The sequence below is a fragment of the Streptomyces sp. NPDC005281 genome (assembly GCF_040607495.1).
Lineage (GTDB): Bacteria > Actinomycetota > Actinomycetes > Streptomycetales > Streptomycetaceae > Streptomyces.
The window spans coordinates 92,892-118,346 of sequence record NZ_JBEXGX010000014.1 but is presented as its reverse complement, the minus strand read 5'-3'; the positions used below and the strand labels follow the sequence as shown (position 1 = coordinate 118,346).

Below are 25,455 nucleotides of genomic sequence, written 5' to 3'. Positions count from 1 at the left end.
CGGTGGAACCCCTCGGGAACGGCCGCGGGGAACCGCGCGTCGCCCGGCCGTGAACGATCCACGGCCACCCGACGACGCACGGTTCCCCGGCGGCACCCCTGGTGGAGCTTCTAGGCTCCGCGCAACACCGCTCCCGTGCGCTCGGCGGCCAGCGCCACCGCCGCGTCGCGGGCCGCGGAGGCCTCGTCGACGGTCAGCGTGCGGTCGGCGGCACGGAACCGCAGCGCGTAGGCGAGGGACTTCTTGTCCTCGCCGAGTTGCTCGCTCTCGTACTCGTCGAACAGCCGGATGGACTCCAGGAGTTCACCCGCGCCCTCGTGCAGTGCCGCCTCGACGTCCGTGTGCCGGACACCCTTGTCGACGACCAGCGCGACGTCCTGCGTGGCGACCGGGAAGGTCGAGATCTTCGGGCCCTTGGGGTGGCCCGAGCTCGCCCGCTCCAGCGCGTCCAGGTCAAGCTCCATCGCGCAGGTGCGCGCGGGCAGGCCCAGCGTCTTCAGGACACCGGGGTGCAGCTCACCGGCGTACCCGATGACCTGCTCCGCGCCGTCCACGACGACCGAGAGCTCGGCGCAGCGGCCCGGGTGCCACGGCCCGTACCGGCCGGAGCGGACGAGGAGTTCGGTCCCCGACTCGCGGGCCAGGGTGCGCGCGGCCTCGATCGCGTCGGCCCAGTCGGCCGGGCGGCCCTTGCCCCACCAGCCGGCCTGCTCGCGGGCGCCCGCGAGGACGACGGCGGCGTGCCGGGGCTGGACGGGGAGCGCGGCGGTCAGCGACGCGATCTCCTCGTCGGTGGGACGGCGGTCGACGGGCAGCCGCCCGGCGACGCGCAGTTCGTCCTGCGGGTGGAAGACCAGGCCGGTCTCGAAGAGCGCCAGGTCGTGGCTGCCGCGTCCGTCGTTGCGGCGCAGGGCCTGGAGCAGGCCCGGGAGCAGCGTCGTGCGGAGCGCGGGCTCCTCGTCGGAGAGCGGGTTGACCAGCTTGACGACCCTGCGCTTCGGGTCGTCGTCGGCGAGGCCGAACTGGTCGAAGACGTGCTCGCCGATGAACGGGTAGTTCGGCGCCTCGACGTATCCGGCGCCGGCCAGCGCGCGGCCGACCCGGCGGTGCAGCCGCTGCCGGTCGGTGAGGCCGAGGCCCGCCGGCGGCTTGGGCAGCGTGGAGGGCAGGTTCTCGTAGCCCTCGAGCCGGATGACCTCTTCCGCGAGGTCGTTCGGGTCGGTCAGGTCGGGCCGCCAGGACGGCACGGTGACGATCAGCTCGTCCTGGCCGTAGACGTCGCAGCCGACCTGCTGGAGGCGGCGGACGACGGTCTCGCGGCCGTAGTCGACACCGGCCACCTTGTCCGGGTGGTTCGCCGGGATGGTGATGGTGTGCGGCGCGGACGGCGCGATCACCTCGGTCACCCCGGCGTCGGCGGTGCCGCCCGCGAGGAGCACGAGGAGGTCGACGGTCCGCTGGGCCGCGGCCGAGGTGGCCGCGGGGTCGGCGCCACGCTCGAAGCGCTTGGACGCCTCGGAGGCCAGCTTGTGCCGGCGGGCGGTGCGGGCGATGGAGATCGGGTCGAAGTGCGCGGCCTCGATGACGACCTCGGTCGTGGTGCCCTCGGCGTCGTCGATCTCGGTGTGGGCGCCGCCCATGACGCCCGCGAGGCCGATGGGGCCGCGGTCGTCGGTGATCACCAGGTCGCCCGCGTCCAGCGTGCGCTTGACGCCGTCGAGGGTGGTGAGCTTCTCGCCCTGCTCGGCCCGGCGCACGCCGATGGTGCCCTCGACCCGGCTGCGGTCGTAGGCGTGCAGGGGCTGGCCCAGCTCCAGCATCACGTAGTTGGTGATGTCGACGGCGAGGGAGACCGGGCGCATGCCGGCCTTCTGGAGCCGGCGGCGCACCCAGATCGGGGACCGGGCGTCGGGGTCGAGGCCGGTCACCGTACGCGCGGTGAAGCGGTCGCAGCCCATCGGGTCGGCGACCTGGACCGGGTACCCGAACGCGTTCGGGGCCGGTACGTCGATCAGCGCGGGGTCGCGCAGCGGCAGGCCGTAGGCGATGGCGGCCTCGCGGGCCACCCCGCGCATCGACAGGGCGTAGCCGCGGTCGGGCGTGACGGCGATGTCGAGGACCTCGTCGACGAGCTGGAGCAGCTCGATCGCGTCGGTGCCGACGGCGGTCTCCGGCGGCAGCACGATGATGCCGCTGCCGTCGTCGCCCATGCCCAGCTCGTCGCCGGAGCAGATCATGCCGTGCGAGGTCCTGCCGTACGTCTTGCGCGCGGCGATCGCGAAGTCGCCGGGCAGCACCGCGCCGGGCAGCACGACGACGACCTTGTCGCCGGCGGCGAAGTTGCGGGCGCCGCAGACGATCTCCTGGGGCTCACCGGTGCCGTTGGCGGTGCCGACGTCGACGGTGCAGAAGCGGATCGGCTTCTTGAACTCCGTCAGTTCCTCGATGGTGAGCACCTGGCCGACGACCAGGGGGCCCTTGAGGTCGGCGCCGAGCTGCTCGACCCTCTCGACCTCGAGGCCTGCCGAAATGAGCTTGGCCTGGACGTCGCGCCCGGTCTCCGTCGCCGGCAGGTCGACGTACTCCCGCAGCCAAGAAAGCGGGACCCGCATCAGATCTCCATCCCGAACGGCCGGGTGAACCGGACGTCACCCTCGACCATGTCTCGCATGTCTTCAACGCTGTGACGGAACATCAGCATCCGCTCGATGCCGAACCCGAAGGCGAATCCGCTGTACTTCTCCGGGTCGACGCCACAGGCGACGAGCACCCGCGGGTTGACCATGCCGCAGCCGCCGAGCTCGATCCAGCCCTCGGAGGAGCAGGTCCGACAGGGGCGGTCGGGGTTGCCGACGGACTCGCCCTTGCAGACGTAGCAGAGCATGTCCATCTCGGCGGACGGCTCGGTGAAGGGGAAGTAGTTCGGGCGCAGCCGGGTCTTCATGTCCGAGCCGAAGAGCGACTGGACCATGTGGTCCAGGGTGCCCTTGAGGTCGGCCATGGTCAGGCCCTCGTCGACGGCCAGCAGCTCGATCTGGTGGAAGACCGGGGTGTGCGTGGCGTCGAGCTCGTCCGTGCGGTAGACGCGGCCGGGGCACACGACGTAGACGGGCGGCTCCCGGTCGAGCAGTGCGCGGGCCTGCACCGGCGAGGTGTGGGTGCGCAGCACGACACCGGACTCGTCGCCGTGGGTGCCCTTGGGGCCCTGGACGAAGAAGGTGTCCTGCATCTGCCGGGCCGGGTGGTCGGGCGTGAAGTTGAGCGCGTCGAAGTTGAACCACTCCGCCTCGACCTCGGGGCCCTCGGCGACCTCGTATCCCATGGACACGAAGACGTCCGCGACCCGCTCCATCATGGTGGTCAGCGGGTGCCGGGCGCCGGCCGGTACACGGTCGTACGGCAGGGTGACGTCCACCGCCTCCTCGACCAGTACGCGCGCGTCCCGGTCGGCCTCCAGTTCGCTCTGGCGGGCGGCGAGGGCCTTGTTCACGGCGCCGCGGGCCTGGCCCACGAGCTTGCCGGCCGAGGCCTTGGCCTGCGGGGGCAGTGCGCCGATCTCGCGGTTGGCGAGGGCCAGCGGGGAGGTGCCGCCGGTGTGGGCGACCTTGGCCTCCTGGAGCGCGTCGAGGTCGCCGGCGGCGGCGAAGGCGGCGAGCGCCTCGTCCCGCATGCGCTCGATCTCTTCCGGTTTCAAGGCCTCGACCTCTACAGGGTCGTACGACTTATTAGGTGCCGACATCTCTTCCCGTGCTTCCGGTTGGCTGGCTGAGGGTCCCCGTCATCGACTCGGAGACGAATCGCCCGCAGATGAGTGGACGCAAAGTCCGCAGATGAGTGGACGCAAAGGTGCCAAAGGCCGAGTCTAACGGGGGTGGGGGCCCGCCCAGGACTGGGCGGCCTCGCGGTGCTCCCGTGCGGATGAGCCCGTGGGGGCCGCTGCGGCGCTAGAGGAGATACGCCGGGGTGCCCACGGGCAGCGTAAATCGGAACTCCGCGCCTCCGCCGGGGGCGCGGCCGACCGTGATGGTGCCGCCGTGGGCTTCGACGATGCCCTTGACGATGTAGAGCCCGAGACCGGTGCCGCCGCGCTTGCTGCCCCGCCAGAAGCGGGTGAAGACGCGGTTCATGGACTCCTCCGGGATTCCGGTGCCCTCGTCGCTCACGGTGACCGACGTGACGGCGCTCGCCGTGCCCTCCTCGTCCGGCCGCTCGCGCGCCGAGGTGGAGGGTGCCACGTCAATGGTGACGGTTCCCTCGCCGTGGCGCACCGCATTTTCGATCAGATTGCTGAGCACCTGGTCGATCTTGTCGGGGTCGGCCCACAGGCCGGGCAGGGGCTGCTCGATGCGCAGCAGGAACCGGTCGGCGGGCTGGCCGGAGGCCACGTAGGCCTGGATGTGCCGGCCGACGGCGGCGCCCATGTCGACGGGCTGGCGGCGCACTTCGAGGCGGCCGGAGTCGATGCGGGAGATGTCGAGGAGCTCGGCGATGAGCCGGGTGACACGGTTCGCGTCGGCGTCGACGGTCTCCAGCATCAGTTTCTTCTGGTCGTCGGTGAAGCGCTCCCACTTCGCGAGCAGGGTCGCGGTGAAGCCCTTGACCGAGGTGAGCGGCGAGCGCAGTTCGTGGGCGACCGTGGCGATCAGCTCGGCGTGGCTGCGCTCGGTGCGGCGGCGGGCCTCGGTGTCGCGCAGGCAGACGACCACCCGTCGGACGGGTCCGGTGGGGTGGGTGCGCACATAGCGCGCGGAGACGAGGATCTCCCGGCCGCCGGGGAGCAGCAGGTTCCGTTCAGGCTGGCCGTTGCGGATGGCTAGGCCGCCCCATGGGTCGGTCAGCTGCCACCAGCGCCGGCCTTCGAGGTCCTCCAGCGGGAGCGCCGATTCGAGCCGGCGGCCGAGGGCCTCGGCGGCGGGGACCGCGGTGATCCGGGCGGCCGCCGCGTTGAAGCAGACGACCCGGCCGTGTTCGTCGGCGACGACGATGCCGTCCGGCAGGTCGTCGGGGTCTATACCGAGTCCGGGGACGGCCGCGACGGTGTCGTCGTGGTCATCGTGCCGGGACGCGGATGTGCCTCGCGCGTCCCGTGCTCGCAGCGCGCTGTGGGCACCGCCCGTGCCGACACTCATCCCCGTACCCCACCTCTCGTCTGGCGCAGAGGGCCCCCGGGCCCGTCACCCTACTAGCTGCCGGTGACGGAGCGGCACCCTGTGGAGGCGCGCTGTGCACGGGCTGACGCGTAGAGACATACGGCCGCGGCCGTGGCCAGGTTCAGGCTCTCGGCCTTTCCGTGGATCGGAACGCGCACGACGGCATCGGCGAGCGCGCGAGTCTCCTCCGGAAGCCCCCAGGCCTCGTTGCCGAAGACCCAGGCGGTGGGACCGCCCATGGTGCCCTTGTCGAGCTCGTCGTCGAGGTCGTCCTCACCGGCGCCGTCGGCGGCGAGGATGCGGACGCCCGCGTCCCTGAGTCCGGCCACGGCCTGCTCGACGGGCACGCCGACGGCGACGGGCAGATGGAACAGGGATCCGACGGAGGCGCGTACCGCCTTGGGGTTGTAGAGGTCGACGGAGGCGTCGGTGAGGACGACGGCGTCGGCGCCGGCGGCGTCCGCGCAGCGCAGCACGGTCCCGGCGTTCCCGGGGTCACGGACGTGCGCGAGGACGGCGACGAGTCTCGGCCCGGCCTTGAGGATGTCCTCGAAGGGGGTGTCGATGAAGCGGCAGACGCCGACGATTCCCTGCGGGGTCACCGTGGTCGAGATCTCCGCGATGACCTGCTCGTCGGCGAGGTGGACCCGGGCTCCGGCGGTACGGGCCTCCGCGACGAGGTCGGCGTACCGCTCGGCGGCCTCCACGGTGGCGAACAGCTCGACGAGCGTGTCGGCGCCGTACGCCGCCGCCTCCCGCACGGCCTGCGGCCCCTCCGCGAGGAACAGCCGCTCCTTCCCCCGGAAGTTCCGCCGGGCCAGCCGCCGCGCGGCGGAGACACGGGGGGAACGGGGCGAGATCAGCTCGGGGCTGGCGGGGGGCATGTTCTGGTTCACCTTCGGTATCTGTGCGGCTCGCATGACAGCGGGGGCGACTCCGCCTCCAGGGGCGCGGGGCTGTGTCGATGTACGGCTCCGCCGCGATGGGGGCCCCTGTTCGAGCGGGGCCGAGAACTCGGGGGGCGACCGGCCCCCGACGGCCCGCACCGAACGACTGCCCGTGAAGGCAGATGCAAAGGACCCGCAGGCCGGTAGACCTGCGGGTCCTTTCGTCACGTCGGCTCAGAGCCTGCGCAGCGTCACGCGGCCTTCGGCGCGTTGACGTCCGACGGCAGGGCCTTCTGCGCGACCTCGACGAGCGCGGCGAACGCGTTGGCGTCGTTGACGGCCAGCTCCGCGAGGATCTTGCGGTCCACCTCGATGTTGGCGGCGTTCAGACCCTGGATGAGGCGGTTGTACGTCATGCCGTTCTGGCGGGCCGCAGCGTTGATGCGCTGGATCCACAGCCGACGGAAGTCGCCCTTGCGCTTCTTGCGGTCGTTGTAGTTGTAGACCAGGGAGTGGGTGACCTGCTCCTTGGCCTTGCGGTACAGGCGCGACCGCTGACCGCGGTAGCCCTTCGCCGCCTCGAGAATTGCCCGGCGCTTCTTGTGGGCGTTTACTGCCCGCTTGACGCGTGCCACTTTTTACTCCTTGTAGCGGGGCCGTGGTTGGACTCACACGGCCCGAAATAGATGGGGTCCCGGTTCAGACGTGCACGGCGCCGAGGCGCCGGTACGTCACTTGCCGAGAAGCTTCTTGATCTTCTTGGCGTCGCCCGGGGCCATCTCGGCGGTGCCGGTGAGACGACGCGTCACGCGGGACGACTTGTGCTCGAGCAGGTGGCGCTTGCCGGCACGCTCACGGAGCACCTTGCCGGAGCCGGTGATCTTGAAGCGCTTGCTGGCACCGCTGTGCGACTTGTTCTTCGGCATAGCGCCGTTCTCTCCTCGTCAGTGGCGTTCCGGTGCCCGGTCGCGGGACCGGGCACGGATGGAACGTCATATGTATCGATTGACATCCCGGGGCGGCAGCCCTGGGATCAGGCCTCGGCGGATGCCTCGGCAGGGGTCTCGACCTCGGCCTCGACCTCGGTGGACTCGACCTCGGCGGACTCGACCTCGGCGGACTCGACCTCGGCGGACTCGACCTCGGCGGACTCGTCCTCGGTCACGTCGCCGTCGACGAAGCCCTCCTCGGCGGCGTTCTGCGAGCGACCGGGGTTGGCCTTCGCGTCCGCCTTGCGAGCCGCCTGAGCCTCACGGGCCTCGGCCATCGCCTCGGTCTTCTTCTTGTGCGGACCGAGAACCATGATCATGTTTCGGCCGTCCTGCTTCGGGTTCGACTCGATGAACCCGAGGTCCTCGACGTCCGTGGCGAGACGCTGGAGCAGTCGGTAGCCGAGCTCCGGCCTGGACTGCTCGCGACCACGGAACATGATCGTGATCTTGACCTTGTCGCCCTGCTTGAGGAACCGGACGACGTGACCCTTCTTCGTGTCATAGTCGTGCGGGTCGATCTTCGGCCGGAGCTTCATCTCCTTGATGACCGTGTGCGCCTGGTTCTTGCGCGCCTCACGAGCCTTCATGGCCGATTCGTACTTGAACTTGCCGTAGTCCATGAGCTTGCAGACGGGCGGGCGAGCGCTCGCCGCCACCTCGACCAGGTCGAGGTCGTACTCCTGAGCAAGCTCAAGGGCCTTGGCAAGCGGAACAATCCCGACCTGCTCGCCGCTGGGACCGACAAGTCGCACTTCGGGAACGCGAATCCGGTCGTTGATGCGGGGCTCGGTGCTGATGAATCCTCCTCGGTAGCACCACACGGCGGTCTGGCGGACAGCCGCGTATGTCTCTGATGACACGGACCAACCGACGCGGGGCATGAAAAACGCCCCTGACGGGACACAGGCGGGGCTCCATGGCAACCGGAGCACCGCCGCGATCAACCGCGGGGCGCGCATTCGGACGACTCCATCGTCCGTACGGAACGATGGCGGCCGTCTGACCGGGTGACCCGCCGTCCCGGAGGACGGTCAGGTGGGAGATCGGAGCCTCCACTTGTGGGCCGGGCACATGGTGTCCGGCCGGTCGTTACACAAGGTTAGCAGTTCCCCCGGGTACGCGCTAACCGGAGGCCTCACCGCCGCCCACCGGACAGAGGCACCCCGTCCCCACCAGGCGGAGGGCTCCCGTGGACGGGGGCGCGCGCGCCGGGGCCTATCGTGTGAGGCATGAGTGACACCCCTCCCCAGAACCCCGATTTCGACACCATGACCCGCGACATCGCCGAGGTCCCCGCGGTCGAGGTCATCGTGACGGTCGCCGTGAACCTGATGAGCGCCGCCGCCGTGAAGCTCGGTCTCACCGAGGAGGGCGACGAGTACAAGGACCTGGACGAGGCGCGCAAGCTGGTCACCGCGCTCGCCGGACTGCTCGACGCGAGCACGACCGAGATCAGCTCCTTCCACGCGGCACCGCTGCGCGACGGCCTGAAGTCCCTCCAGCTGGCCTTCCGCGAGGCGTCCCTCGTCCCGGACGAGCCGGGCCAGGGCCCCGGCGAGAAGTACACGGGACCCGTCTACGGCTGACCCGTGCCCGTCCGTCGTACGGACACGGACCACCCGCGTGCCTATCCGCGTACGTACAGGGGCTCGCCCGGGGGCGTCGACTCGGCCGGCAGCAGTGCCAGGTCGAGGCCGCGCACCAGGCGGGCCCTCAGTGTTTCGTCGGCCGCGAGCCGCCCGGCCACCGCGCGAGCGGTCTCGGCGGGAGCGGCCGACGCGTCGAGCACCAGCGCGAGGGTGCCGTCGGCCGGACCCGGGCCGAGATGGGCCCGGACCACCAGGGGCTCGGCTGCGACCGCGGCCCGTACCGCCTCCACGACGGCGGGGTCGGCGAGCGGGTCGGCGGTCGTCCGTCCCTCGGCGAGCGCCAGCAGGGCGGAACCGGTCAGCTCGTAGGACACGGGCCCCGCCAGGTCCACCACGATCGTGTCGGCCTTCTCGTGCGCCGCGGCCTCCAGGACCTGAGGCAGGCGTACGGCCACCGGGCGGGCCTCGGGATCCCAGCGGGCCAGCGAGTCCGTGGACGTGAAGGCGGGCAGGGCCGTGCGGTTGCCGGCCTTGAGGGTGGGGACCGCCATGTCGCTGGTCTTCTCCCGGCGCAGCCCCTTCTCGTCCTCCTCGACCTCGCCGAGGATCGCCACGACGGGCACGAGCAGCCGGGCACCCGTGAGCGCCTCCAGGACCGGCGGCACGGCGGTGCGGTCGGCGGACCAGGCCGCGAGCGCCGCGCTCAGCCCGGGATCGGCGGAGCCGTCGTCGTCGGAGAAGCCGGAGTCGGGAATGTTCTTGTTCGCCACGGTCCCGACCCTATCGGGGGGATGCTGCTGCGCTTGTGCGACCCCTGAAACCCCGGGTTGACGGGATTCATGAGTTTCTCAGTCTTCCCTGACACACATCTAACAAGCGTCTAACCGCGGGCACAGCCCGGCCGTCCAGCATCGCCGGATGGACCGTCACAGAGCACGCGGGCGCCGCGCCCGGCCCTCCCGACGCAAGCCACTCCTCTACACCGCGGTGGCCTCCGCAGTCCTCGTCGGCGTCACGGCGGCCGGGACCGTGTACATGAAGGCACAGGCGCACGACGGCCCGGCCGTCGTATCGTCGGCGGCGTCGGCATCGCCCTCTTCGTCGCCGGCCGGGAGCGAGGAGGCGTCGGTGGAACCCGTCGCGGAGCCCACCGTGGACCGGGACACGCTGCTCGCGAAGGCGCTGAAGTCGGTGACGGTGGCGGCCGGCGCGAAGACCTCGGTCGCCGTCCTCGACGTCGACTCCGGTGAGAGCGCTGCCCACGGTGACGCGGCCTTCGACACCGCGAGCATCGTCAAGGTGAACATCCTGGCCGCGCTGCTGCTCCAGGCCCAGGACGCGGACCGGCATCTCACCGCTCAGGAGAAGACGTACGCCACCGCGATGATCGAGAACAGCGACAACGCGTCGGCGTCCGCGCTGTGGGCGGTGATCGGCCGCGCCGATGGCCTGGACGCCGCGAACAAACGCTTCGGCCTGACGGCCACGCAGGGCGGCGACGGCGAGCTGTGGGGACTGACCCAGACCACCGCGAGCGATCAACTGGCCCTGCTGAGGCAGGTTTTCGGGAAGCACTCCAAGCTCAGCGCCACCTCGCGGTCCTATCTCCAGGGGCTCATGGGCGAGATCGAGACCGACCAGCAGTGGGGGGTGTCGGCCGCCGCCGACGGTTCCCGATGGGCCCTGAAGAACGGGTGGTTGGCGCGCAGCACGACCGGGTTGTGGGACGTCAACAGCATCGGGCGGATCTCGTGCGACGGCCACGAGTATCTGGTGGCCACCTTGTCGAACGGCAACTCCACGCAGGCGAAAGGCATTTCGCTGGTGGAGGCGATGTCGAAGGCCGCGGTGTCGGCGTTCCAGGACACGGCCGAGGGCTGAGGCCTCGGAGGGCTACGGTCCCGGAGGGCTTCGGCCGGAGGTCGGGGAACGGAGCCCTGAGGACCGGGAGTCGGCCGGTGGTCTCGGGAACCGGGCGCCCGCGGGATTCGGCGTGGCCGGGAGTCCGGGCCCCTAACGGCGGTTGCGGCTACGGCCGTTGGAACGGGTTCGAGCCTCTGCGGCCGCGCCACAGGAACACCGCCGCCGTCAGCAGGGCCAGGCCCAGGGCGCCCGCGAGGGGAGCGGCCCAGTCGGCCGAACTACCGCCGTCGTCGGGGGCGTCGGGGCCCGTGCCGAAGTACTTGTTGCCGTACTCGGCCGGCTTGAGGCCCTCCGCCCCGAGGCCCTGCGGCTTGAGCCGGCCGGCCGCCTTGATGGCGGCGGCGGGGTCGACGAAGCCGAAGCCGCGGGAGTCGTCGCGCCCCCCGGAGGGAACGTTGCGGGCGGTGTCCTCCAGCAGCCGCTTGATCTGCGCCGGGGACAGCCCCGGATGGGCGGCCTTGACGAGCGCGACCGCGCCGGAGACGAACGCGGACGCTGCGCTGGTGCCCCAGCCCTCGTAGTACCGGTCGTCCGGGTCGGCGATCACCACGTCGACGCCCGGGGCGCTGACGGTGGCGTACCAGCGGCGGGTGGAGAAGGACGCGTGGGTTCCGTAGCGGTCGACGGCGGTCGCCGCGATCACGCCCGGGTAGGCGGCGGGGTACGAGATGTGGTCGCCCTTCTCCCCGCCGTTGCCGGCCGAGGCGACGACGGCGACGCCCTTCTTCAGCGCGTACTGGACGGCCTCGTCCTCGGCGGGTTCGGGGTGGGCGGACCTGGAGTCGTCGCCGAGGGAGAGGTTGATGACGTCGGCGCCGTGGTCGGTGGCCCAGCGGATGCCGTCCGCGAGCGCGTTGCCCCGGGTGTTGCGGGCCTTGGAGCGGGCCGGGTCCTTGTCCTCGAGGATGACGCGGACGGGCAGGATCTTCGCCTCCGGGGCGATTCCCATGACCCCGTCGGCGTATCCCGGTCCGTGCCCGTGTCCGGCGATGATGCCCGCCATGGCGGTGCCGTGCCGGGCCCAGGAACGGTCGCCCCGGTTCGCGCCGAAGCCGACCATGTCCTTCTCCGCGAGCACATTGCCCTTGAGGTCCGGGTGCAGGGCGTCGACACCGGTGTCGAGGACGGCGACGGTGATGCCCTTGCCCATGGTCGTCCTCCACGCCTGCTGCGTGTGCATCGCGTCGAGACCCCACTGCTGGGCGCGGATGCCGTCGGCGTGCGCGGCGGTCGAGGGCACCAGCGCGAGGGAGGCCGCGAGGGCGGCGGCGAGGGCGCCGGACCTGCGGGAGAGCCGGGGCCCGCGAGCAGCCCGGGCCGGGCGCCGGGGGCGGGCGACGGGGGTGGTCGCTTCCCCGGCTGGACCGGTCGCACGGTTCGCGCTGGTCGCACCGGTCGCACCTGTGGTTCCGATTGTTCCGGCCCCACCTGCGGTTCCGGTTGTCGCGGTCGTGTCCGGGGTTCCGGTTGTTGCGGCCGTATACGTGGTTCCGGTCGCGCGGGTCTGCCGGCTGCGGCCGCCGGGGCCGTCTTCGCGGGTCATGACGGCTTCTCCGTGGACGAGGTGACGGTCTTGCGAAGGCCTCGCTCCACCCGGTCGGCGAGACCCTGCGCCTCATGGCCGAGGCCCGCCTGGGCCGCGGCCGTGGTCGAGTCCGGCTTCATCGCGTCGGCGGCGGGCTGCGGTGCGGCGACCGTGCGCCCGTCGGCGAACCCGGAGACCGCGAACACGACCACGGGGGCGTCCGTGAGGACGGACTCGGTCCAGGAGGCACGCTGGGCCTTGCCGAAGCCCTCGGCGGCGGTGCCCTTGGCCGCGTACGGCAGGGGCAGCAGGTCGGTGCGCCGGTCCAGGCCCTCCTTGCGGAAGCGGGCCTTCAGGGAGGTCATGCCCGCCGCGTCCGCCTTGGTGAACAGCAGGCCGACGGTGGTGACATGGCTGCGGGTCGCGTCCACGTAGGTGGCACGAAGCAGGCGCAGACAGCCGACGGGGGCGAGGGCCTGGCGCAGCAGCGGGTCGAAGGCGTCCTTGCAGCCGGTGTCGGGGGCGACGGCGATCCGCGTCCAGGCGCGGTCGGAACCGCCGGGGCCGGCTCCGTCGCCGCGGACGGTCGGCGGGAAGAGCCGGTCCACGGGCACGCTGTGCCAGAGGTCTCCGGCCGCCGTGAAGGCACCGGGCGAACCGGGTCCGTCCGCGTTGTCGCCGGTGAGCCAACTGCCGGTCACCGCACCGCCGATGAGCCCGAGCCCGAGAACGATGCAGGCCGCGGCGGTCACGGCACGGGACCGGGTCCACCCACGGAAGGAACGCACCCGCCCGGTGTCCCCGCCGTACATCTCGGGCTCCGCGAACGACACGAAGGGGCGCTCCGGGCCGGGGGGTGCTGCGGACGGGACCGGGGCCGGGGCCGGAATGAACGGGGGTGCGGCCGGTGAGGCGAGGAGCGGCTGACCGTCCCGTCCGGGCCGAGTCTCCCGCGTCGCCTCCGAGAACGGCTCGCCGGAAAAGGGCACCCGTCCCGCCGCTCCGCCTCGCCCGGACGCGGACTCGGACGGTGACGCGGACCCGGAGCCCGGGGCCCCGAAAGCACGCGGCGGCTCGGCCGGGCGCTGCGGCGCGGCGGGGTGCGACGGGCCGGGAGACCGCTGCGCGGGACGCTGTGTCCCGCCGGGCCGCGACGGTCCTGTGGTGTGCGGCGCCGCGTCGGGACGTGCGGGTCCGGCGGGCGCGGGCGGCGTGTCCGGGAAGCGTGCGGAGGCCGCGGGGGGCGGCGGGGTCGAGGGCCCCGTCCTGGCCTCGGGGCGCAGGTGGGGGTAGCGCCGGGTCTCCGGCCGTGGCACGGATCCGGCAGCCTGGGGCGCCGCGTCCGGCACGGAACGCTGCGAGGCCACCGACGGCGGAGCCGGGCGCTCCGACGAGGACCAGGGTGACGACGGGGACGACGGGGAACCGTACGAGACGGGTTCCGCCGGAGAGTGCGGCGCGCTGGACGGAGCGGTGGACGGCATCGCCGGGTGCGCCGCGCCGGACGGTGACGTGCTGGTCCGCGCGGAGCCCGCCGTACCGGAGCCCGGCGTACCGGACGAGCCGGGCCGCCGTTCGCCGGATGCCGGTGTGCCGGCCGGAGCGGACCGTGGCACGTCCGGCCCCGGCGCGCCGGAAGGAACGGAAGGAACGGAAGGAACGGAAGGAACGGAACGGGGCGCGTCGGAACCCGGCGCACCGTTCGGTGTGGACCGTCGCGCGTCGGAACCCGGCGTGCCGGGCGACGCGGACCACGGCCGGCCGGGCGAGACGGATTCCGGTGCCGCCGGAGAGGCGGACCCCGGTGCACCGGCCGAGGCGAACCTCGACGTGCGGGACGCAGCCGGTCCGGACGAGCCGGCCGCAGCCGACGTGGGCCCGTCCGAGGAAGCGTCACCAGGGGTACCGGACGCGGCGGACCCGGACACACCCGTCGAGCCGCCCCTCGGCACACGGGACGCGGCGGACCCGGACGAGCCTGTCGCACCGGTCGAAGCCGCCGGCCGTCCGTCCGGCGAAGCGGCTACGGAGGCGCCGGTCGGGGCCGGCGCCTGTCCGCCCGGCGAAGCGGCTCCGCGGGCACCAGAGCCGGCGGACCCGGAGTCACCGGTCGCGGCCGCCCTCGGTCGGACGAGTGAGGTGGCCGCTCCACGGGCCGGGCTCACGGGGCGCGGCGGGGCCGCCGCAGCGCGGTCGGAGGCGACCTGCCCGGATCCGGCAGAGGACGTGGCCTGCCCGGATCCGGAGGCGGACGTGGCCTGCGCGGACCCGTAAGCGGGCGCGGGCCGACCGGATCCGGAAGCGGGTGTGGCCTGCGCGGGTCCGAAAGCGGGTGCGGGCCGACCGGATCCGGAAGCCGACGGGGCCTGCGCGGGTCCGAAAGCGGGCGCGGGCCGCCCGGATCCGGAAGCAGACATGGCCTGCGCGGACCCGGCACTGAGTGTGGGCTGCCCCGAGGACGACGGGAGACCTGGGGTGATCGGTGCGGGGTCCTCGGCGGACCAGTCCTCCCCGCCCGACAGGTCCGGACCGGGCGACCGAACCGGCTTCGGCGGAATCTGGGCCGGAGGACGGGTTGGAGGACGGTCCGGAGCCGGCGGAGTCTGGGGGGCCGGCGGGGCGGCGGCGGGCGGGGCGGAGGGAGGCCGGGGATTCGAGGCGCGCCGCGCGTCCGTACTCATGCACCCCCCGTTCCCTCGTACCGGGCTGTCGGATGCCCCGTAGCTCGGCGAGCCGTTCCGTGTGTGCGCGAGCGGCTCATCACGGGCAGGCATACCCGCACCGGTGGACCGTCACCCCGGGCAGGTCCCGCCGGGGCAAGGACGTTCCTCCCTGCGTCCGCGTCACTCTACGGGTTGACGCGCGCCGGACGGGAACCAGTACGAGGGCCCGTGGCATCTGCCCGGAACGTCCCCCTACCCTGCGGTAATGGAGTCTGGCAGTCTTCGCTCATGACTGCCCGTGCCGCCGACAGGGCCCGCTACGACCGGGCCACCGCTCACCTCGACGCCCCCGTCGCCATCGTGGACCTGGAGGCCTTCGACGCGAACGCGGACGATCTGGTCCGCAGGGCCGGCGGGAAGCCGATCCGCGTCGCCAGCAAGTCCGTCCGCTGTCGCACCCTGCTGGAACGCGTCCTGGACCGGGACGGCTTCGCGGGGATCATGTCGTTCACGCTCGCCGAGTCGCTGTGGCTGGCCAGGTCAAGTTTCGACGACATCCTGCTCGCCTATCCGTCGGCCGACCGCAAGGGCTACGCCGAGCTGGCCGCCGACCCCAAGCTCGCCGCCGCGGTGACCGTCATGATCGACGATCCCGCGCAGCTGCGTCTCATGGACGAGGCGCGCGAGGGTGGCACCGAGGTCATACGGGTCTGCCTGGAGCTGGACACCTCGCTCAAGCTGTTCGGCGGCCGGGTCCGGGTCGGGGCGCTGCGTTCGCCGCTGCACTCCCCCGCCCAGGTCGCGGAGCTGGCCCGTGCCGTCAAGCGCGCCCCCGGGTTCAAGCTGGTGGGGATCATGGCGTACGAGGGTCACATCGCGGGCGTCGGTGACGCCGTCTCGGGGCGGCCGCTGCGCTCGCGTGCCGTGCGGCTGATGCAGGCGACCGCCCGCAAGGAGCTCGCCCAGCGGCGCGCGGAAGTCGTCCGGGCGGTCCGGGCCGTGGAGCCGGATCTCGAATTCGTCAACGGCGGCGGCACCGGCAGCGTCCAGCACACGGCCGCCGAGGACGCGGTCACCGAGATCGCGGCCGGGTCGGGGCTCTACGTGCCGAGGCTCTTCGACAACTACACGTCCTTCAGCGGACGCCCGGCGGCGCTGTTCGCCCAGCCGGTGGTGCGCCGCCCGGGCGTGGGTGTGGTGACCGTGCTGGGCGGCGGATATCCCGCGTCCGGGGCGGCGGGCGCCGACCGGCTGCCGGTCCCCTACCTGCCGGAGGGACTGTCTTACGACCCCCAGGAGGGTCCCGGCGAGGTACAGACCCCGCTGCTCGGCTCGCCCGCGGACGATCTGCTCATCGGCGACAAGGTGTGGTTCCGGCACGCGAAGGCCGGTGAGCTGTGCGAGCGGTTCGACACGCTGCACCTCGTGGAGGGCGACACCGTCACGGCCTCCGTCCCGACCTATCGCGGCGAGGGCCGGACCTTCCTCTGATCCGTGCGATCGCGACCGCCCGGCCCGGGGACCCACGTCTGCCGGCCGGGCGGTCGTCGTTCACTTGGACGGACCGATACTGCTGCCCACACCACCGCCCGCGTCCTTCTGGCCCACCGAGCGGATGTCTTCGGTGATCCGGTCCATGTCGGACAGCGGCGGCCCGTCGGCGCCCGCGTCGAACGCGAACCGGACGATGACCGGGGACTGCGAGCCCACGCTGGACGGGAAGGCCAGCGACTCGACGTAACCGCCGGGCCCCACACCGGTCCTGACCTTCCAGCGCACGAGATACCCGGCGCGCCCGGCGACGGCGACCGAGCCGGACTTCACCAGCCGGTGCGAGGTGATGCCCCGGAAGGGACGGCTGCCGACGAGGTCGTGCCCGAACGCGCTGTCGGCGGCGTCCTTGATGTCCCCCTCGGCGAGGGCCTTCGGGGATGTCTCGTCGGTGGCCGTCGACGTACGGGAGTCGACCCGGCCGTGCCGGCACAGACCGGGGTCGCCGGGGCAGTCGTAGGTCCTCGGGGTCGAGAGCACCATGTCGTGGTCGGCGGCGTACTGCGGTTTCGCCCAGCCGTCGAGGACCGGGAAGGTGATGCCGTTCAGTTCGTCGACGACGACGGACGCGTCACCGGCGGAGGGCGAGGGGCCGGACGGTGACGGTGAGGGGCCCTCGCTCCGGGTGGGGGAGGAAGCCGTGGGCGTGGTCCGTGCCGCGGCCTCGTCGCCGCTGCCGTCGTGGCGCAGCAGCACCGCGCCGGTGACGATCGCGGCCACGAGGACGACGGCGGCCGTCACGAGGGCGACGGTCCTGGCCCGGCCGGAGCCGGAGGTACCGGCCGACGGGGGCTGTGTCACGGCCTGTTGGGAGACTTCTGGCTGACGCCGGTGGTCGGTCCAGGCGGCCCCGTCCCACCAGCGCTCGACGAGCGGGTACGACGGGTCGCGGTACCAGCCGGGTGGAGGCGTCATACTCATCCCGGCACTCTAGTGCCGTGGCTGGCAGGGGGACTTGGCGGGGACGAGCCGTGCGCGGCGCCCGCGAGGTGAGGGACGGGCGACCGTCCCTCACCTGCGGACCGAGCTCGCGGCCGGGCTACAGAGGCGTGACGTACGCGCCCGAAATACCCCCGTCCACCAGGAAGTCGGTGGCGTTCACGAAGGAGGAGTCGTCACTGGCGAGGAACGCGACGGCCGCCGCGATCTCGTCCGCCTCGGCGAACCGTCCGACGGGGATGTGCACCAGTCGGCGCGCGGCCCGCTCGGGATCCTTGGCGAACAGCTCCTGTAGCAGAGGGGTGTTGACGGGCCCGGGGCAGAGCGCGTTGACCCGGATGCCCTCCCGCGCGAACTGGACGCCGAGTTCACGGGACATGGCCAGCACACCGCCCTTGGAGGCCGTGTACGAGATCTGCGAGGTCGCCGCGCCCATCCGGGCCACGAACGACGCCGTGTTGATGACGGAGCCCCTTCCCTGGCGGCGCATGTAGGGGATGGCGGCCTTGCAGCACAGGTAGACGGAGGTGAGGTTGACCTCCTGGACGCGCTTCCACGCCTCCAGACCGGTGTCCAGGATGGAGTCGTCGTCGGGCGGTGAGATGCCCGCGTTGTTGAAGGCGATGTCGACCGAGCCGTAGGTGTCGTACGCCGTCCTGAACAGGTTCTCGACCTGTTCCGGGTCGGTCACGTCGACCTTGACGAAGATCCCGCCGACCTCCTCGGCGACGGCCTTTCCATGGGTCTCGTCGATGTCGCCGCAGACGACGTGCGCGCCCTCGGAGGCGAGCCGGCGCGCGGTGGCGAGACCGATGCCGCTGGCGGCGCCGGTGATGACGGCCGTGCGGCCCACCAGTCGGCGGCAGATGGTCTCTGGGGTGTCTGAAGTCACTGTGCGGGGCCCTCCGTGCTGATGAAGACGTTCTTGGTCTCGGTGAAGGCGGTGAGGGCGTCCGGGCCGAGTTCGCGGCCGATTCCCGACTGCTTGAAGCCGCCGAAGGGGGTCCAATAGCGGACGCTGGAATGGGAGTTGACGGACAGGTTGCCGGCCCGGACGGCCTGGGAGACCCGCAGGGCGCGGCCGACGTCGCGGGTCCAGATGGAGCCGGACAGGCCGTAGTCGGTGGCGTTGGCGAGCCGGACGGCGTCGGCCTCGTCCTCGAAGGGCAGCACGACCGCCACGGGTCCGAAGACCTCCTCGACGGCCACGCGCGCGCCGGGATCCACGCCGGTGAGGACGGTGGGCGCGAACCAGAAGCCGGGGCCCCCGGGGGCCTTGCCCCGGATGCCGGGCGCGTCGGCGTCGACGTAGGACCGTACGCGTTCCAGCTGGACCTTCGAGATCAGCGGGCCCATCTGGGTCCGCTCGTCGGAGGGGTCGCCGACGACGACGGACTCGACCGCCGGGGCGAGGAGTTCGAGGAAGCGGTCGTGGACGGAGCGCTGGACGAGGATGCGGGTGCGGGCGCAGCAGTCCTGGCCGGAGTTGTCGAGGAAGGACATGGGGGCGGCGGCCGCGGCGGCTTCGATGTCGGCGTCGGCGAAGACGATGTTGGGGCTCTTGCCGCCGAGTTCGAGTGTGACGCGCTTGAGGAGGGCGGAGCCCTTGGCCAGCACCTGTTTGCCGACGGCCGTTGACCCGGTGAAGACGATCTTCGCGACGCCGGGGTGCCGGACGAGCGCGTCGCCCGCGACGGGACCCGCGCCGGGAAGCACCTGGAAGAGGTGCTCGGGCAGCCCTGCCTCCAGGGCGAGTTCGGCCAGCCGCAGTGCCGTCAGCGGGGTCGTCTCGGCGGGTTTGAGGATGACGGCGTTGCCTGCGGCGAGGGCGGGTGCGGTGCCCCAGGCGGCGATCGGCATCGGGAAGTTCCAGGGCGCGATGACGCCGACGACGCCGAGGGGTTCGAGGAGGGTGATGTCGAGGCCGCCGGGGACCGGGATCTGACGGCCGGTCAGTCGTTCCACTCCCCCGGCCGCGTAGTCGAGGAGATCGCGGACGTTGCCCGCCTCCCAGCGGGCGTTGCCGAGGGTGTGGCCGGCCTCGCGGACCTCCAGGCGGGCCAGTTCCTCGATGTGCCCGTCGACTTCGGCCGCGAAGCGGCGCAGCAGCCTGGCCCGCTCGCCGGGTGCGAGGGCGGCCCAGCGGACCTGTGCCTTCGCCGCCCGTGCGACGGCGTCCGCCACGTCCTCGGGGGTGGCGGCCGGGACGGTGGCGACGACCTCCTCGGTGGCGGGATTCAGGACCTGGAGTTCGTGGGCGTACGAAGGGGATGTGTGCGGGGTCGAGGTGTCCGGGGACAGGGCCCGCGGGGACGGGGCGTGCGGGTCCGAGTGGTGGGGAGGTTGCTGGTGCGGCAAGGGGGTCCTCACATGCGTTCGAAGGAGCGGCGCAGCTCCCAGTCGGTCACCGCGGCGTCGAACGCCTCCACTTCGACACGCGCCATGTTGCGGTAGTGCTCGACCACCTCGTCACCGAAGGCGGCCCGGGCGATCGGGCTGTTCTCCCAGAGCTCGGCGGCCTCGCGCAGGGTGGTGGGGACGTGCGCGTACTCGGCGGTGTAGGCGTTGCCCGAGCACGCCTCGGGCAGCTCCAGCTTCCGCTCGATGCCGTACAGGCCCGCCGCGACGAGTCCGGCGACGGCCAGATGGGGATTGACGTCACCGCCGGGCAGCCGGTTCTCGAAGCGCGTCGAGCGGCCGTGACCGACGACGCGGAGCGAGCAGGTGCGGTTGTCGTGGCCCCAGGCGACGGCGGTCGGGGCGAAGGAGCCGGGCTGGAACCGCTTGTACGAGTTGATGTTGGGCGCGTAGAGGAGCGAGAAGTCGCGGAGCGCGGCCAACTGTCCGGCGAGGAAGTGGCGCATCACCTCCGACATGCCGTGCGGATCCTGGGCGGAGCCGGCCATCACGTTGGTGCCGTCGGCGTCCGCGAGCGAGAGGTGGATGTGGCAGGAGTTGCCCTCGCGCTCGTTGTACTTCGCCATGAAGGTGAGCGACACGCCCTCCTGGGAGGCGATCTCCTTGGCGCCCGTCTTGTAGACGGCGTGCTGGTCGCAGGTGACGAGGGCCTCGTCGTACTTGAAGACGATCTCGTGCTGGCCGGGGTTGCACTCGCCCTTGGCCGACTCGACGGTGAGGCCCGCGGCCTGCATCTCGTTGCGGATGCGGCGCAGCAGGGGCTCGATGCGTCCGGTCCCGAGGACGGAGTAGTCGATGTTGTACTGGTTGGCCGGGGTCAGGCCCCGGTAGCCGGTGTCCCAGGCCTGCTCGTAGGTGTCCTTGAAGACGATGAACTCCAGCTCGGTGCCGACCTGGGCGGTGTAGCCGAGTTCGGCGAGGCGCTCCAGCTGGCGGCGCAGGATCTGGCGGGGCGCGGCCACCACCGGGGAGCCGTCGTTCCAGGCGAGGTCGGCGATGAGGAGCGCGGTGCCCTCGTTCCAGGGGATCCGCCGCAGGGTGGCGAGGTCGGGGTGCATGGCGAAGTCCCCGTAGCCCCGGTCCCAGGAGGACATCGCGTATCCGTCGACGGTGTTCATGTCGGTGTCGACGGCGAGGAGGTAGTTGCAGCCCTCCGTGCCGTGTTCCAGGACCTCGTCGAGGAAGAAGGCCGCGGCGAACCGCTTGCCCTGGAGCCGCCCCTGCATGTCGGGGAACGCCAGGACGACCGTGTCGATGTCACCGGCCTCGACGAGGACGCGCAGTTCGTCGACGGTGAGCGGGGGTGTGCGGTCTGCCACCGGAAAAGCCTCCTTGGGTCAGCCGAGGGCCATAAGGTATTGCGGAGAACCATTGCTTGGGAAGGGGGCGCGACCTGATGACGCGAACGGAATCGGGCCGTGGGACGGACGACCGGCTGACACCTGTCCTGCGGCCGGTGCGGGCGGGCAACGGCTTCGAGGAGGCGCTGGAACAGATCCTCCAGATCGTCCGCCTCGGCCTGGTGCCGGGCGGTGAACGGCTGCCCGCCGAGCGAGAGTTGGCCGAACGGCTCGGCATCAGCCGGGTGACGCTGCGCGAGGTCCTGAAGGTGCTCCAGGACCAGGGTCTGGTCGAGTCGCGGCGCGGGCGGTACGGCGGCACGTTCGTGCTGGCACGCACCGACACACCGGGCGAGCACGAGCTGCGCCGCCGGGTCGCGGCGGTCGACATCGAGGACGTGCTGCGCTTCCGCGAGGTCCTGGAGGTGGGCGCGGCCGGGCTGTGCGCCGCGCACGGGCTCGACGCGGAGCGGGGCGCACGGCTGCGGGAGGCGTTGAAGAGGACGAACGACGCCCCGCTGGCCGACTACCGGCGCCTGGACACCATGCTCCACCTCACCCTCGCGGAGCTGTGCGGCTCCCCCTCCCTCACCGCGCGGTACGCGGCCGTCCGCGCGTCCGTGAACGACCTGCTCGACTGCATCCCGCTCCTCGTCCGCAATCTGGAGCATTCGCAGCGCCAGCACACCGCCCTCGTCGAGGCGGTTCTCGACGGGGACGCGGACGGTGCACGGGAGATCATGCGGGAGCACTGCGGGGGCACGGCGGCGCTGCTGCGGGGGTTCCTGGCGTGAGCACTGCGGAGGCGCTGCGGGGGTTCCTGGCGTGAGCGGGAGGTGACGCGCGGGTCAGTGGGTTCCGCTCCCCCACCCCACAAAGGTATGAGAGGTTTCCATTGACGCCGTTGGGTGGATCCGAGGGAGTAGCGCGTGGGCAGCAGGCCGCTGATCGGTGTGAGTACGTATCTGGAGGCCGGGGCGCGCTGGGGCGTGTGGGAGCTGGACGCCGCGCTGCTGCCGGCCGGCTATCCGCGGCTCGTCCAGCGGGCGGGCGGACTCGCCGTGATGCTGCCGCCGGACGATCCGGCCCTGGCGTCCGAGACCGTCGCCCGGCTCGACGCGGTCGTCGTCGCGGGCGGCCCTGACGTCGACCCCGCCAGGTACGGCGCCGAGCGCTCCCCGCGTACGGGACGGCCCGCCCACGAGCGCGACGCCTGGGAACTCGCCCTGATCCGGGCCGCGTTGGACTCCGGCACCCCGCTGCTCGGCATCTGCCGGGGCCACCAGCTCCTGAACGTGTCCCTGGGCGGCACACTCGTCCAGCACCTCGACGGGCACGTGAAGGACATCGGCGTCGTCGGCCGTCACGAGGTCACACCCGTTCCCGGGACGCGGTACGCCGGTCTCGTACCGGAGCCGTGCGCCGTGCCGACGTACCACCATCAGGCCGTGGACCGTCTCGGGGACGGCCTCACCGTCTGCGCGCACGCGGCCGACGGCACCGTGGAGGCGGTCGAACTCCCGGGCCCCGCCTGGGTTCTGGGAGTCCAGTGGCACCCGGAGATGGGCGACGATCTGCGGGTGATGCGGGGCCTGGTCGCGGCGGCGTCCTGAGCGGAACGCGGCCCGCGCGAGTTCCGGGGCCCGCGGTTCGGAACCTGCCGCACGGTACGGGCAAGGCGCGGCGGGCGTCACCGACCGGTACCGGTGCAGCGGCCCCTGCCCTCCCTCAAGGTCTCGGATTCGCTCGACCAAGGGGCGGGCTGTCGTCCCTGGGGGCTGTCGTCCTAGGGGTCTGTCGTCCTAGGGGTCTGTCGTCCTAGGGGTCTGTCGCCCCCCGGACCCCCGCTTCGGCCTGAACGGCCCCGTCCTCAATCGCCGGAGGGGCTGGAACTTTCCGGCGCCGGGAAGCCGCCAGGACACGAAGTCACCGCCCGCCAAGTCCTTGAAGGCGAAGGTCCAGCTCCTCCGGTGTTCGAGGAGCGGAGTCCTGGGCGGAGCCCCCGGGTACGGCACAGGCAGGGACGGAGGGGACGAAAGAAGTCTTCTCTCTACGCCCCGCGCGTCAGGGACAGCAGATCGCGGGCCGGGCCCGTGGGCCGGTGCCCCGTCGGCCAGACGGCCCGCAGGGCACGGGTGAGCCGGACGTCGGCGAGCGGGATGCCCACCAGGCGGTGGGCGGACAACTCCTCGCCGAGGGCCAGTTCGCTCAGGACGGCGGGTCCGGCGCCGCTGACGACGGAGGCCTTGACCGCCGTCGTGGAGGACAGCTCGATCAGCGGGCGGGCGAGCCCCCCGAGCGCGGAGTCGAGGACCTGACGGGTGCCCGACCCCTCCTCGCGCAGGATGAGCGGTGTGGCGGCCAGCTCCGCCGCCGCGAGGGGCGCCCGGCGACGCGCCCAGGGATGTCCGGGCGCAGTCACGACGATCAGCCGGTCGTGCGCGATGACGGTCGCGTCGAGACCGGACGGCACCGAGAGCCCCTCGACGAAACCGAGGTCCGCCTCACCGGACAGGAGCCGTTCGGCGACGGCCGTGGAGTTCCCGGCGAGCAGCGAGACGGCCGTGTCGGGACGCTGTGCGCGCAGGGCGATCAGCCAGCCGGGCAGCAGATACTCGGCGATGGTCATGCTCGCGGCCACCCGCAGCCGGGAGTCGCGCCGGTCGCGCAGCGCCTGCGCCCCGGCGTCGAAGGCCTCGGCCGCGTCCACCACCCGCCGGGCCCAGTCCGTGACGAGCGCGCCCTCGCGGGTGAGCCGGGACCCGCGCGGTGAACGGTCGACGAGCGCCACCCCGAGCAGCCGTTCCATCGAGCGGATACGGCTGCTGGCCGCCGGTTGAGTGATCCCCACCTCCCGCGCGGCGCGCCCGAGACTGCCGAGGCGCGCCACCGCCAGCAGCAGTTCCAGCGCGCCCAGATCGGGTACCCGGTGCGCGATTCCGACGCCGGGCCGGTCCTCAGCACCGCTACTCATGACGATCCTCAGCGCTGCTGCTCATAAACCCAGCTTATGCCGTCATAGGCGCGGACTCCCTGGTGGGGAACCGGCGGCGGCGCGACCGTGGTGACATGGTCACCGCAGCCCAGCCCCTGTCCGCCCATCAGGCGGGAACCCTCCCCGACACGAAGACCCCCCGTGTCCCGGGAAACCGCGCCGTCGCCGCGGTCCGGCATCTCGGCCCGAACTGGTACGCCTCCGTGATGGGCACCGCGATCGTGGCCACGGCGGGAGCCGGACTCCCCGTGGACGTGCCGGGCCTGCGCACCGCCTGCACCGTCGTGTGGGCCCTCTCGCTCCTGCTGCTGGTGTCACTGCTCGCCGCCCGCGCCCTGCACTGGACGTACCACCGCGACCAGGCCCGCGCCCACCTCCTCGACCCGGCCATGGCCCCCTTCTACGGGTGCCTCTCGATGGCCCTGCTCGCCGTGGGCGGCGGCACCCTGCTTCTCGGCCGGGACTGGATCGGGATACAGGCGGCGGTCACCGTGGACAGCGCCCTGTTCGTCTCCGGGACGCTGATCGGACTCGCCGCCGCGGTGGCCGTCCCGTACCTCATGGTCGTACGGCATCGGATCGAGCCAGGACAGGCGTCACCCGTGTGGCTGCTCCCGATCGTCGCCCCGATGGTGTCGGCCGCGCTCGGTCCCCTCCTCATCCCCCACCTGCCGGCCGGACAGCCCCGGGAGACGCTGCTCCTCGCCTGTGTCGCGATGTTCGGGATCAGTCTGCTGGCCACGTTCGTGATGCTGCCGATGATCTTCGCCCGGCTCGTCACCGCGGGTCCACTGCCGCTCGCGCTCACCCCGACGCTGTTCCTGGTGCTCGGACCGCTGGGCCAGTCGACGACCGCGGTGGGCAAGTTCGCGGACGCCGCACCCGGTGTGGTGCCCGCCCCGTACGACCAGGGCTTCGCGCTCCTCGCGGTCCTCTACGGCGTTCCCGTGCTGGGTTTCGCGCTGCTGTGGCTGGCGTTGGCCGTCGCGATGGCCGTACGGGCCCGCCGCCAGGGCATGGGCTTCGCGATGACCTGGTGGGCGTTCACCTTCCCGGTCGGCACCTGCGTCACCGGCGCGGAGGGCCTGGCCCGCCACACCGGCCTGACCGCCTTCGAGGTACTGGCCGTCGCCCTGTACGCCCTGCTGGTGGCCGCCTGGTCGGTAGCCGCCATCAACACCGCACACGGCCTGGTCAACGGCCGCCTGCTCACGGCGCCGGGACGAAAGTAACCGTCCTGCACCGCGCCAGGCCTTCATCGGTCTTACCGGCCTGGTTGCGGGCTCTTCCTCACCCGCATCCCTGCTGAGAGCGGGACCGTATGACATGCATCGTCAAGCAGTGTCCACAGACCCCAACCATGCTGCTGGTGACGCGCCGTGAACAGCTGTATGGGTACGGGTCGGCTCGTAGGCGGGACGGACATCAGCTCTGCATTGTGAGGGGGCGGGCGACCCCGCATGGTCAGTCGAAGGCCACGCTC

At 72.2% G+C, this 25,455-nt stretch carries 21 protein-coding genes; 6 read left to right on the top strand and 15 right to left on the bottom strand.

What is annotated here, in order from left to right; genetic code table 11:
* Nucleotides 1-110: 110 nt before the first annotated feature.
* The 7 genes from pheT to infC form a co-directional block, all read right to left on the bottom strand.
* Nucleotides 111-2,612, bottom strand: coding sequence for a phenylalanine--tRNA ligase subunit beta (pheT, locus tag ABZV42_RS20850; RefSeq protein ID WP_355984548.1), 2,502 nt, complete (start codon nt 2,610-2,612; stop codon nt 111-113).
* On the bottom strand, nt 2,612-3,739 hold the full coding sequence (gene pheS / locus ABZV42_RS20845) for a phenylalanine--tRNA ligase subunit alpha (protein WP_355984547.1): 1,128 nt from the start codon (nt 3,737-3,739) through the stop codon (nt 2,612-2,614). The genes pheT and pheS overlap by 1 nt, the downstream gene beginning before the upstream one ends.
* Nucleotides 3,740-3,944: 205 nt before the next feature.
* Nucleotides 3,945-5,129: an ATP-binding protein gene (locus ABZV42_RS20840; protein WP_355984546.1), complete on the bottom strand. Its 1,185-nt coding sequence runs from the start codon at nt 5,127-5,129 to the stop codon at nt 3,945-3,947.
* Between the two features lie 53 nt (nt 5,130-5,182).
* A complete protein-coding gene (locus ABZV42_RS20835; protein WP_355984545.1) occupies nt 5,183-6,034 on the bottom strand; it encodes an RNA methyltransferase in 852 nt (283 codons plus the stop codon).
* A gap of 254 nt (nt 6,035-6,288) precedes the next feature.
* Entirely contained in the window at nt 6,289-6,672 is a 384-nt protein-coding gene (gene rplT / locus ABZV42_RS20830) for a 50S ribosomal protein L20 (protein WP_329212826.1), read from the bottom strand.
* Between the two features lie 96 nt (nt 6,673-6,768).
* On the bottom strand, nt 6,769-6,963 hold the full coding sequence (gene rpmI / locus ABZV42_RS20825; protein ID WP_073499621.1) for a 50S ribosomal protein L35: 195 nt from the start codon (nt 6,961-6,963) through the stop codon (nt 6,769-6,771).
* 107 nt (nt 6,964-7,070) lie between these two features.
* Nucleotides 7,071-7,850, bottom strand: a complete 780-nt coding sequence (infC, locus tag ABZV42_RS20820; RefSeq protein ID WP_356053128.1) for a translation initiation factor IF-3 — start codon at nt 7,848-7,850, stop codon at nt 7,071-7,073.
* Between the two features lie 408 nt (nt 7,851-8,258).
* Between infC and ABZV42_RS20815 the strand changes: the two genes are divergently transcribed.
* Entirely contained in the window at nt 8,259-8,615 is a 357-nt protein-coding gene (locus tag ABZV42_RS20815) for a DUF1844 domain-containing protein (protein ID WP_355984544.1), read from the top strand.
* A 41-nt stretch (nt 8,616-8,656) separates the two neighbouring features.
* Here the strand turns inward: ABZV42_RS20815 and ABZV42_RS20810 are convergent, their stop codons facing one another.
* Nucleotides 8,657-9,388 (bottom strand): SseB family protein, encoded by a 732-nt coding sequence (locus tag ABZV42_RS20810; protein ID WP_356053073.1) that lies wholly within the window; start codon nt 9,386-9,388, stop codon nt 8,657-8,659.
* A 148-nt stretch (nt 9,389-9,536) separates the two neighbouring features.
* On the opposite strand from ABZV42_RS20810, the gene ABZV42_RS20805 reads away from it, so the two are divergent.
* A complete protein-coding gene (locus ABZV42_RS20805) occupies nt 9,537-10,499 on the top strand; it encodes a serine hydrolase (protein WP_355984542.1) in 963 nt (320 codons plus the stop codon).
* Between the two features lie 148 nt (nt 10,500-10,647).
* On the opposite strand, the gene mycP is transcribed toward ABZV42_RS20805, so the two are convergent.
* Nucleotides 10,648-12,084, bottom strand: coding sequence for a type VII secretion-associated serine protease mycosin (mycP, locus tag ABZV42_RS20800; RefSeq protein ID WP_356053071.1), 1,437 nt, complete (start codon nt 12,082-12,084; stop codon nt 10,648-10,650).
* Nucleotides 12,081-12,899, bottom strand: coding sequence for a hypothetical protein (locus ABZV42_RS20795; protein ID WP_356053069.1), 819 nt, complete (start codon nt 12,897-12,899; stop codon nt 12,081-12,083). The genes mycP and ABZV42_RS20795 overlap by 4 nt, the downstream gene beginning before the upstream one ends.
* A 2,118-nt stretch (nt 12,900-15,017) precedes the next feature.
* Here ABZV42_RS20795 and ABZV42_RS20790 point away from each other — a divergent pair.
* Nucleotides 15,018-16,220 carry an amino acid deaminase/aldolase gene (locus tag ABZV42_RS20790; protein WP_355984539.1) on the top strand — a complete coding sequence of 401 codons (1,203 nt, stop codon included), beginning with the start codon at nt 15,018-15,020 and terminating at the stop codon, nt 16,218-16,220.
* A 60-nt stretch (nt 16,221-16,280) separates the two neighbouring features.
* Here the strand turns inward: ABZV42_RS20790 and ABZV42_RS20785 are convergent, their stop codons facing one another.
* From ABZV42_RS20785 to ABZV42_RS20770, 4 genes are all read right to left on the bottom strand, one after another.
* On the bottom strand, nt 16,281-17,201 hold the full coding sequence (locus ABZV42_RS20785; protein WP_355984538.1) for a DUF2510 domain-containing protein: 921 nt from the start codon (nt 17,199-17,201) through the stop codon (nt 16,281-16,283).
* A gap of 118 nt (nt 17,202-17,319) precedes the next feature.
* The gene (locus tag ABZV42_RS20780) at nt 17,320-18,111 is read right to left on the bottom strand and encodes a 3-oxoacyl-ACP reductase (RefSeq protein WP_355984537.1); all 792 of its coding nucleotides are present in this window, start codon (nt 18,109-18,111) and stop codon (nt 17,320-17,322) included.
* On the bottom strand, nt 18,108-19,520 hold the full coding sequence (locus tag ABZV42_RS20775) for an aldehyde dehydrogenase family protein (RefSeq protein WP_355984552.1): 1,413 nt from the start codon (nt 19,518-19,520) through the stop codon (nt 18,108-18,110). Before ABZV42_RS20775 ends, ABZV42_RS20780 begins: the two co-directional genes overlap by 4 nt.
* A gap of 65 nt (nt 19,521-19,585) precedes the next feature.
* Nucleotides 19,586-20,956 (bottom strand): glutamine synthetase family protein, encoded by a 1,371-nt coding sequence (locus ABZV42_RS20770; protein WP_355984536.1) that lies wholly within the window; start codon nt 20,954-20,956, stop codon nt 19,586-19,588.
* 77 nt (nt 20,957-21,033) lie between these two features.
* Between ABZV42_RS20770 and ABZV42_RS20765 the strand changes: the two genes are divergently transcribed.
* Together ABZV42_RS20765 and ABZV42_RS20760 are read left to right on the top strand one after the other, a co-directional pair.
* Nucleotides 21,034-21,771, top strand: coding sequence for an FCD domain-containing protein (locus tag ABZV42_RS20765; RefSeq protein WP_355984535.1), 738 nt, complete (start codon nt 21,034-21,036; stop codon nt 21,769-21,771).
* A 135-nt stretch (nt 21,772-21,906) separates the two neighbouring features.
* The gene (locus ABZV42_RS20760; protein WP_356053067.1) at nt 21,907-22,590 is read left to right on the top strand and encodes a gamma-glutamyl-gamma-aminobutyrate hydrolase family protein; all 684 of its coding nucleotides are present in this window, start codon (nt 21,907-21,909) and stop codon (nt 22,588-22,590) included.
* Between the two features lie 437 nt (nt 22,591-23,027).
* Here the strand turns inward: ABZV42_RS20760 and ABZV42_RS20755 are convergent, their stop codons facing one another.
* Nucleotides 23,028-23,951 carry a LysR family transcriptional regulator gene (locus tag ABZV42_RS20755; RefSeq protein WP_356053065.1) on the bottom strand — a complete coding sequence of 308 codons (924 nt, stop codon included), beginning with the start codon at nt 23,949-23,951 and terminating at the stop codon, nt 23,028-23,030.
* A gap of 95 nt (nt 23,952-24,046) precedes the next feature.
* On the opposite strand from ABZV42_RS20755, the gene ABZV42_RS20750 reads away from it, so the two are divergent.
* Nucleotides 24,047-25,204 carry a TDT family transporter gene (locus tag ABZV42_RS20750; protein WP_355984532.1) on the top strand — a complete coding sequence of 386 codons (1,158 nt, stop codon included), beginning with the start codon at nt 24,047-24,049 and terminating at the stop codon, nt 25,202-25,204.
* The last annotated feature ends 251 nt before the right edge of the window (nt 25,205-25,455 follow it).